The sequence below is a fragment of the Lentzea aerocolonigenes genome (genome assembly GCF_000955955.1).
Lineage (GTDB): Bacteria > Actinomycetota > Actinomycetes > Mycobacteriales > Pseudonocardiaceae > Lentzea > Lentzea aerocolonigenes_A.
In genome coordinates this window covers 1-8,101 of sequence record NZ_JYJG01000280.1, presented here as the reverse complement: position 1 = coordinate 8,101, position 8,101 = coordinate 1, and the positions used below count along the sequence as shown (strand labels likewise).

The window sequence follows — 8,101 nt, the reverse complement described above, 5'->3', positions numbered from 1 at the left end:
TAACTACACCCAACCGCCCCCGAACCCGACCGCCCGGGACCGGCCGTCGCCGGCGGCGGGGGCGGGGGCGGTTGGCGGTAGGAAAGTGCTGGATGATCTTGGGTTGGTGGTACTTGCAGACGCCATGGCCACCCGCTAGACGTTCCACTTCAGGTGTAGGTGGCGCACCCCGCGCAGGACGCCGTAGGTGCGTTCGGGCTCGGTGCCGGGTTCGACCTCGAACTCGGGGATCGCGGTCAGGATCTTGTCGAACACGATGCCGAGCTCCAGGCGGGCCAGGTGCATGCCCAGGCACCGGTGCACGCCGGAGCCCCAGCCGAGGTCGCGTCCCCGTTGCTGCCGGTCGAGCCGGAAGTCCGCGGGGTCGTCGACGTACTGCTCGTCGCGCGTCCCCGAGCCCCACGCCAGCAGCAGCCGATCGCCGGGGCGCAGGTCGACGCCGCCCAGCGTGGTCTCGGCGAGCACGGTGCGTCCGGTCGCGGCCACCGCGGACTCGTGGCGCACGATCTCCTCGATCAGCCTCGGCACGAGCGTCCGGTCGGCGGTGACCTGGCGCCGGGTCGCGGGATCCCCGGCGAGCTGCAGCATCAGGCTGGAGATGGTGTCGACGGTGGTGAGAAAGCCGGCGCTGACCATCAGGAACGCGTACTTGAGCAGTTCGGCGTCGGTCGCGGTTCGCCCGTCCACCTCGGCGTGAACCACTGCGGACAGCACGTCGCCGGTCTGGTCCGGGCGGTCGCGGCGCTCCGCGATCTCGTTGCGCAGGAACTCGACCAGGCCGGCACCGGCACGATGCGCGTCCTCCACGGACGTCGGTGCCACCAGGTCGCGGGCCAACGCGGCGAGCTCGTGCTGACGTTCTCGCGGCACACCCATGACCTCGGCGATCACCAGCGACGGGATGCGTGCGGCGAGCTCACCGACCACCTCGCACCGGCCGCGCGGCGCCACCTCGTCGACGACCTGATCGGTGACCTGCCGGATGAACGGCTCGTGTGCTCGCACGGCCGGTGGCGTGAAGAAGCGCTGGAGGACGTCGCGCCAGCCGGAGTGCACCGGAGGGTCGGACTCGAACAGCGGCGCGCGGGTGGACTCGGCGTCCGGCACCATCGCCACCGCACCCAACCCCTGCACGGCCGCGCTGAAGGTCTCGCCGTCCTTGGCGACGGTCACGATGTCGTCCTGCTTGGACACCACGTAGAAGCCGTCGTAGGCCTCGCTGCGGGCGACCGGGCAGCCGCTGCGCAGTTCCGCGAGCAGCTCGTGGATCGTCGGCACGACAGCCTGGTCGTGGTGGTCGAACCCGCGGATCCGATCCTTGAGACTTTCCCCCACCGTGCGCTCCGTCCCGTGGTCCCGGTGTCCGCGACAACAGATAACACGGACACCGGTACGCACAGCTGGGCCGATCAGGTGGCGCCGTCGTGACGTTCGGTCAGCGCCGTTCGACCGGTGCCTGGTCGTACACGACGGAGATCCGCGCGCCCGGAATCGTGAGGTTGCCGCCCTTGAGGTCGGTGTTGCGCACCGTGACGTCGGTGAACGACACGAACGGCACGTTCAGGGGCGGCGGGCTCGCGGCCGTGTAGTTGACCGGGATCTTGATCCCGAGGATGTCCAGGTTGCCCTTGAGCTGCAGCGTGTACAGCTCGATGAGCGGCGGCTTCGGCGAGCCGGGCACCGGATTCAGGTTCACCGTGGAGGTGCTGCCGGCACGTGCCGCGGTGATGAGCTTGATCCCCGGCTGCACCTCGGCCGTCTGCACCAGGTCCTTGATCTTCATGTCACTGGTCGTGAACTTCAGGACCTTGACGGCCTGACCGTTCAGCACCGTGTCGACGACCCCGACGAAGTTCAGGAAGTTGAGGTCGAGCCGGGACGCCGTGAGCGTCCACGAACGCCCTCCCTCCGCCACCGGGGCAGGGGCCGGTGGCGGGGGTGCCGACGACGAAGGCGGCTCCGTGCTGGGCGGAAGAGTCGGCACGGACGACGACGCCGGCGGTGGAGTGGCACTGCTGCTTGACGCAGGTGGTGGCTCCGAACTGGTCGTCGGAACCGGTGAGCTGCTGCTCGGATCGGGCGGCGGCTCTGTGCTCGACGGCGGTTGCAGCGCCAGGATCGCGATCATGGCGACCGCGGCCATCGGCTGTGTTCGCATCATGTGGGTTGGACCCTCTGGGTGGGCTCGGTGCCGTTCTCTGCCTTCTCCTGGGCCTTCTTGGCCTTCTTCGGCTTCTTGGGCTCGTTCGTCCACGCCACGGCGAGCGCGCCCCCGAGCAGGCTGAAGAGGGTGCCGAAGATGAAGCCGCCGAGGTTGGTCACGACGATCGCGACCAGCGACAGCAGCACCGTGACGATGCCCGACGCCAGCCGGAACTTGGGCGCCACCCACAACGACACCGCGCAAAGGATCAGCAACGAGCCGATCAGCAGCGCGGACACGCCACCGAGCGTCTGGATCGAGATGACCATGTCGCCGAGCTTCAGGCCGGCGTACGGCGGGAACAGGATGATCAGCGCGCCAATGGCCACGAACAGGCCGGCCCAGAAGGGCCGGCCACGTCGCCACGCGGTGAAGCCGCGCCAGAACCTCAGAAGCACTCTTGCTTCCCCTGGCGGATGGTCAGGTTCATACCCTTGAACCTGATGGTCTGAGCCGTCGTGGACCAGGCCGTCTGCTGCAGGTTCGCGATGTTCGCCGAGTCAGCCTGCAGACCGAACGAACCCGGCAGGCCCCGCAGGCCGTCCGGTCCCTTGGTCACCTTGCTCGCGTCGACGCCGATGTCGGGGTTGCCGAGCACCAGGTCACCGTTGAGGTCGGTCAGACCGACGACCAGGTTGTCCGCGGACATACCACCCACGTCAGCCGCGGTGATGCGCATCGTCACGTCACCGACGATCGGCATGCCGGGCACGTACACCGACTGGCAGAACTTGTCGAGCGTCGCGGTCTTGAAGCCGCTGACCGCGACGACGTGCACCTGCCCGTTCGCGCCCGCGTCCACACCGCCGAACTGGACGAAGCCCTTGCCCGTCAAGTTCTCCGCGCCCACCTTGAAGCTCGTGCCGGACACCGCGAACGAGGCCGCCAGAGCTCCCTGGGACATGCCGAAGAGGAGGACACCAGCACCCACGGCACCGATACCGAGCACCCCGACGAACCGTGCCCAGCGCGTTCTACCCATACCGCCAAACTCCTTCCACACCGAAGGCTTGCAGGGCTGGACTGTGCGCCGGGAAACATCGGCAGGACAACGAAAACGAGTCCGCGCAGTCTTGAAATCACCCCTGGGGGTGAGACCGTTTCACGTTTGAGACCTGGTCCTTGCGACACACGTGTGAACCACGCTTAGTAGGGTTCGGCCTCATGGGGATCGGACGAATCGCCGTCGCACTGGCCGCGACCGCAGCGCTGACCGCCTGCGCCTCCGTGGTCGAGGGCCAGCCGAAGGGCGAGCGCCCCGACCCCACGAAGGTCGCGGGCCTGGAGATCTCCAACGGCCCGTCCGGCCCGAAGCAGGGCGTACCGGACGCGGACCTGAGCGTCGAGAACGGCGACGGCGGTGAGATGGACCGCCTGGCGATCAACACGCTCGCCGACGTCCAGGAGTTCTGGAAGGCCGAGATCCCGGCCTCGTTCGCCGGGAAGACGTTCGAGCCGGTCAAGCGCCTGATCTCGTACGACTCCGGCGGCAAGGGCGTCCAGGTCTGCAAGCTCGACACCGCGGGCGTGGCCAACGCGTTCTACTGCGCTCTCGACGACAGCATCACCTGGGACCGCGGCGAACTCCTGCCGATGCTCAAGGACTCCTTCGGCCCGATGGCCGTCGTGACCGTGCTGGCCCACGAGATGGGCCACGCCGTCCAGTACAAGCTCGGCCCCGCCTCCAACATCGGCGCCAACACCCCGTCGATCGTCAAGGAGCAGCAGGCCGACTGCTACACCGGCGTCTTCATGCGCTGGATCGCCGAGAACAAGTCGAAGCACTTCGAGCTCAGCACCGGCGAGGGCCTCAACCAGGTGCTGCAGACGATGTTCTTCATCCGCGACGCCGCCGGCACGTCGTTCGAGAAGCAGGGCGCCCACGGCAGCGCGTTCGACCGCGTCTCCTCGTTCCAGTTCGGCTTCACGCGTGGGGCGACGAGGTGCGCGGAGATGAACGAGGCCGAGATCAACAAGCGCATCACCGAGCGCCCGTTCGACCTCTCGGACAAGGACCAGGGCCAGGGCCGCGGCAACGCCCAGATCAACCAGGACAAGTACCTCAAGGCACTCGAGGAGTCGCTCCGCGACGCCTACAAGACGAGCGGCGCCGCTTTCCCGGCCTGGGACAAGTCGGGCATCAAGCCGTGCCCCGACGCCCAGACCACCTCGCCCGCCACCTACTGCCCGTCCCTGAACCAGGTCCAGCTCGACCTGCCTTCGCTGGTGAAGATCGGCACGCCCCCGAAGAAGGGCACCAAGGGCGGCATCGGTGACTTCGCGGCGTTCGCCGTGATCGCCTCCCGTTTCTCGTTGTCGATCCAGCACGCGACGGGCTTCAAGCTCGACGACGACGCCGCGGGCCAGCGCACCGCCTGCCTGACGGGGGCCTGGGCAGGCCTCGCCAACCGCCCGGACGCCGCAGCGGGCCTCAAGCTCTCGCCCGGAGACCTGGACGAGGCCGTGGCCGAGCTCCTGGCCGACGACAGCCTGATCGCGGCCGACGTGAACGGCAAAGCCGTCCCCTCCGGTTTCGCCCGCGTGGAAGCCTTCGGCGACGGCTTCTACCGGGGCTCCGGCTACTGCGTGAAGAAGTATTCGGTTTGATTCTTCAATCGACGCTCGTCGATACTTGATGCGTGCTGACCGATGAAGCCGCGACCTACGCCTCGTGGTTCTCGACCCTGTCCGACCCGACCCGCGTCCGCCTGCTCCACCACGTGGCCTCGGCCCCTGGCGCGGTGACCGTCGGCGAACTCACCTCGTTGCTCGGCGTGAGCCAGTCCACCTGCTCGCACCACGTCCGCAAACTGGCCGAGGTCGGCTTCGTCCACGTCCAGCGCGAGGGCACCACCACCCTCGTGACCGTCAACCCGGCCTGCTGCACCGGTCTCCCCCACGCCGCCGACGCGGTGATGGGCGCCCTCACCACCGGCACGGTCACCCCGGTGTCGGGCGTGGTCGTGCGCCCGATGACGGCTGCGGACTGGCCGGACGTCCGTCGCATCTACGGCGAGGGCATAGCCACCGGCAACGCCACGTTCGAAACCGACGTCCCCACCCGCCGCACCCTCGAATCCAAGTGGCTCCCGGACCACCGCTGGATCGCCGTCGTGGACGGCTCCGTGGCCGGTTGGGCCGCCGCCACCCCGGTCTCCGCCCGCGAGTGCTACTCCGGAGTGGCCGAGACCTCGATCTACGTCAGCGACTCCCACCAGGGCCGAGGCGTGGGCAAAACCCTGCTGCACCACCAAGTCTCCGCCGCGGACGCCGACGGCCTGTGGACCCTGCAGGCCGTGATCTTCCCCGAGAACCGCGCGAGCATCGCCCTGCACCACCGAGCAGGCTTCCGAACCGTGGGCGTACGCGAACGAATCGCCCAGCACCACGGCGAATGGCAAGACACCGTCCTATTGGAACGCCGCCGCGCGTAGACACAGGGCGGCCAGAGGAAGTTCCACAGCCACCGCCAGCACGACAGCGACAGCGAGTTCCGGCCCGGCGGAGGTGGCGACGTCGATGCAGGCATCGGCGAGCAGCAGCACCGCCGCAGCGACCGCAGGCGCCCGATGACGACCATCTCCACGCGACAACCGGCTCCCTGCCGTCAGCAGCGCGGCGGCCTCCAGCGCGTCGAGGACGACCCAGCCCACGGCCTCGGCAGGCGGCAACGTGCCCGCGAGATAACCCAGCCAGGGCAACAAACACAGCCCCGCACCCGTGAGCACGTGCCCACGCCACCGGCCGGCGTTGCCGATCTCAGCGAAAGCAGAGGGTCCAAAGGCGATGAAGGCCATGTCAGAGGTCTCTTCCGGTGATCACGAACCCGGCTGTCGAGCTCGTGATCAACCCTCCGATCTCCCCGCGCCGAAATCTGTAGCTCTGCTATCCGACTTGGGGGTGGCACCAGGTACACCCCAATGCTGCGGCCACCTTCATGGCAGCCCGCCCGACCAGCACCTACGGTCGCATCATGAAGATCCCTCCCCGGCTGCGGCGAGCGTTGACCCGCTTCCCCCGCGACACGGCCTTCCTCGCGCTGGGGGCGCCACTGCACCTGCTGACGGGCTTCCTGCTGTTCATGATCTTCGGCAGCATCTGGGAGATCATCGAAGGGGCCGACGCGAACGCACCGATCATCCTGGGCTTCTTGGTGGCGCTGACAGTTCTCTGCGTACCGGCCCTAACCCTCGCCCACCGCTGGCGCTTCCGACAACTCCTCGGCATCGACATCCCCCACCCAGGCTGGCGGCAACCGGCCCGCCAGTTCGGCTACCACTGCCTGGCCGGCGCCCTGTTCGGCACGCTGGAAGCCCTGGTGACGGCCCTGCTCCTGGCCGGAGTGACCGCAACCCTGTCATCGGTGTGGATCTACGCACTGCCCTGGCAATGGCGGATCGACCACCTCGACACGACCCAAGCCGCCTACCTGACCGTGGCGGGCCTGCTGGTACTGGCCGCCGTGCCCAGCGCCTCCACCGCCCTCGTGCGCCTGGAGTGCCAGGTGATCCCACCCCTGCTGGGCCACAACCGGGAAGCCGACCTGGCCCGCCGAGTAGAGGACCTGACCGAGAGCCGCGCAGGCGCCGTGGACGCCGCAGACGCCGAACGCCGGCGCATCGAACGAGACCTGCACGACGGCGCACAACAACGCCTGGTCTCCCTAGCCCTGAACCTGGGCCTGGCCAAAGCCACCCTGACCAACCTCCCGCCCGAGGCCCGCGAGGTGATCAACACAGCCCACCGCGAAGCCAAGGAAGCGATCGAGGACCTGAACAACCTGGTACGCGGCCTGCACCCGTCCGTACTGGACGAACTGGGCCTGGACGCGGCTCTGTCCGGCCTCGCCGCCCGCGCCCCACTCCCAGTACGCCTGAAGGTGGACCTCCCCCGACGACCAGCCCCACCCGTAGAAGCAGTCGCCTACTTCGTCGTGTCCGAAGCCCTCACGAACATCGCCAAGCACGCCCACGACGCAACCCGTGCCGACGTGACCGCAACCCTGCTGGGCGAGATACTCCGCCTGACGATCGCGGACGACGGCCCAGGCGGCGCCACCCCTCTCCGAGGCAGCGGCCTAACGGGCCTCGCCCAACGCGTGCGGTCGGTAGACGGAACATTCCGACTGAGCAGTCCCGTGGGGGGCCCGACCACGATGAGCGTGGAGCTGCCGTGCCAGAACTGAAGCGTGCGGTGATCGCCGAGGACTCCGTGCTGCTGCGCGTGGGCCTGGTCAAAATCGTAGAACTGGCAGGCTTCGAAGTAGCCGCAGAAGCCTCCAACGCCCAAGAACTGCTGACCGCAGTGGAGCAACACCACCCCGACCTGGCCGTGATCGACGTCCGAATGCCACCGGCCTTCACAGACGAAGGCGTCCGCGCCGCCCTGACGATCCGCACCACCCACCCGTCAACGGCCCTGCTCCTCCTCTCCCAGTACGTCGAGGAGCGCTACGCCACCGACCTCCTGGCCACCAACACCAGCGGCGTCGGCTACCTGCTAAAACAACGCGTGGCCGACGTCGAGGAATTCATCGAAGCCCTCCGCCGAGTGGCCAACGGCGGCACCGCCCTGGACCCCCAAGTAGTCGCCCAACTCCTGGTCCGCCGCCCAAGCCCCCCATTGGACCGCCTGACCACACGCGAACGAGAAGTGCTGACCCTGATGGCTGAGGGCCGCTCCAACGCAGGCATAGCCACCCAACTGGTCGTCAGCGAAAGCGCAGTCGCCAAACACATCAACAGCATTCTCGCCAAACTGGATCTCCCAAAAGCAGACGCAGACCACCGCCGAGTACTGGCCGTACTGCACCACCTAGGAGTGGGCACCCGATAACGCCAAAGCCGAAGGCGAGGCGCCCCAAAGGCGAAGCCGAGGCACGCTTGAAACGAGGTTCGT

General features: G+C 68.1%; 9 protein-coding genes. 4 read left to right on the top strand and 5 right to left on the bottom strand.

From position 1 onward, the window contains the following. Positions 1–135: 135 nt before the first annotated feature. The 4 genes from UK23_RS32440 to UK23_RS32425 all read right to left on the bottom strand — a co-directional run bounded on the left by UK23_RS32440 (position 136) and on the right by UK23_RS32425 (position 3,185). On the bottom strand, positions 136–1,335 hold the full coding sequence (locus UK23_RS32440; protein WP_045315519.1) for a cytochrome P450: 1,200 nt from the start codon (positions 1,333–1,335) through the stop codon (positions 136–138). Between the two features lie 100 nt (positions 1,336–1,435). Next, positions 1,436–1,915, bottom strand: coding sequence for a hypothetical protein (locus UK23_RS32435; RefSeq protein WP_045315518.1), 480 nt, complete (start codon positions 1,913–1,915; stop codon positions 1,436–1,438). 242 nt (positions 1,916–2,157) lie between these two features. Continuing rightward, complete coding sequence (locus tag UK23_RS32430; protein ID WP_045315517.1) at positions 2,158–2,601, bottom strand: DUF6114 domain-containing protein; 444 nt, start codon at positions 2,599–2,601, stop codon at positions 2,158–2,160. Continuing rightward, positions 2,592–3,185: a DUF6230 family protein gene (locus UK23_RS32425; RefSeq protein WP_045315516.1), complete on the bottom strand. Its 594-nt coding sequence runs from the start codon at positions 3,183–3,185 to the stop codon at positions 2,592–2,594. The genes UK23_RS32430 and UK23_RS32425 overlap by 10 nt, the downstream gene beginning before the upstream one ends. A 182-nt stretch (positions 3,186–3,367) precedes the next feature. Here UK23_RS32425 and UK23_RS32420 point away from each other — a divergent pair, with 182 nt between their 5' ends. Then, a complete protein-coding gene (locus UK23_RS32420; RefSeq protein ID WP_045315515.1) occupies positions 3,368–4,810 on the top strand; it encodes a neutral zinc metallopeptidase in 1,443 nt (480 codons plus the stop codon). Between the two features lie 32 nt (positions 4,811–4,842). Next, a complete protein-coding gene (locus UK23_RS32415; protein ID WP_045315514.1) occupies positions 4,843–5,637 on the top strand; it encodes a helix-turn-helix domain-containing GNAT family N-acetyltransferase in 795 nt (264 codons plus the stop codon). Here UK23_RS32415 and UK23_RS32410 read toward each other — a convergent pair. Further along, positions 5,614–6,000: a hypothetical protein gene (locus tag UK23_RS32410; protein ID WP_052685255.1), complete on the bottom strand. Its 387-nt coding sequence runs from the start codon at positions 5,998–6,000 to the stop codon at positions 5,614–5,616. The two genes, UK23_RS32415 and UK23_RS32410, sit on opposite strands and share 24 nt — an antisense overlap. A 176-nt stretch (positions 6,001–6,176) precedes the next feature. On the opposite strand from UK23_RS32410, the gene UK23_RS32405 reads away from it, so the two are divergent. Both UK23_RS32405 and UK23_RS32400 read left to right on the top strand, forming a co-directional pair. Further along, positions 6,177–7,388, top strand: a complete 1,212-nt coding sequence (locus UK23_RS32405) for a sensor histidine kinase (RefSeq protein WP_045315520.1) — start codon at positions 6,177–6,179, stop codon at positions 7,386–7,388. Then, complete coding sequence (locus UK23_RS32400) at positions 7,376–8,038, top strand: response regulator (RefSeq protein ID WP_231114785.1); 663 nt, start codon at positions 7,376–7,378, stop codon at positions 8,036–8,038. The genes UK23_RS32405 and UK23_RS32400 overlap by 13 nt, the downstream gene beginning before the upstream one ends. The last annotated feature ends 63 nt before the right edge of the window (positions 8,039–8,101 follow it).

Bases quoted from the DNA above. Each gene is read 5' to 3' on its own strand.
- UK23_RS32420 (WP_045315515.1), top strand. From the start codon at position 3,368: ATGGGGATCGGACGAATCGCCGTCGCACTGGCCGCGACCGCAGCGCTG.
- UK23_RS32405 (WP_045315520.1), top strand. From the start codon at position 6,177: ATGAAGATCCCTCCCCGGCTGCGGCGAGCGTTGACCCGCTTCCCCCGC.
- UK23_RS32425 (WP_045315516.1), bottom strand. From the start codon at position 3,185: ATGGGTAGAACGCGCTGGGCACGGTTCGTCGGGGTGCTCGGTATCGGT.
- UK23_RS32410 (WP_052685255.1), bottom strand. From the start codon at position 6,000: ATGGCCTTCATCGCCTTTGGACCCTCTGCTTTCGCTGAGATCGGCAAC.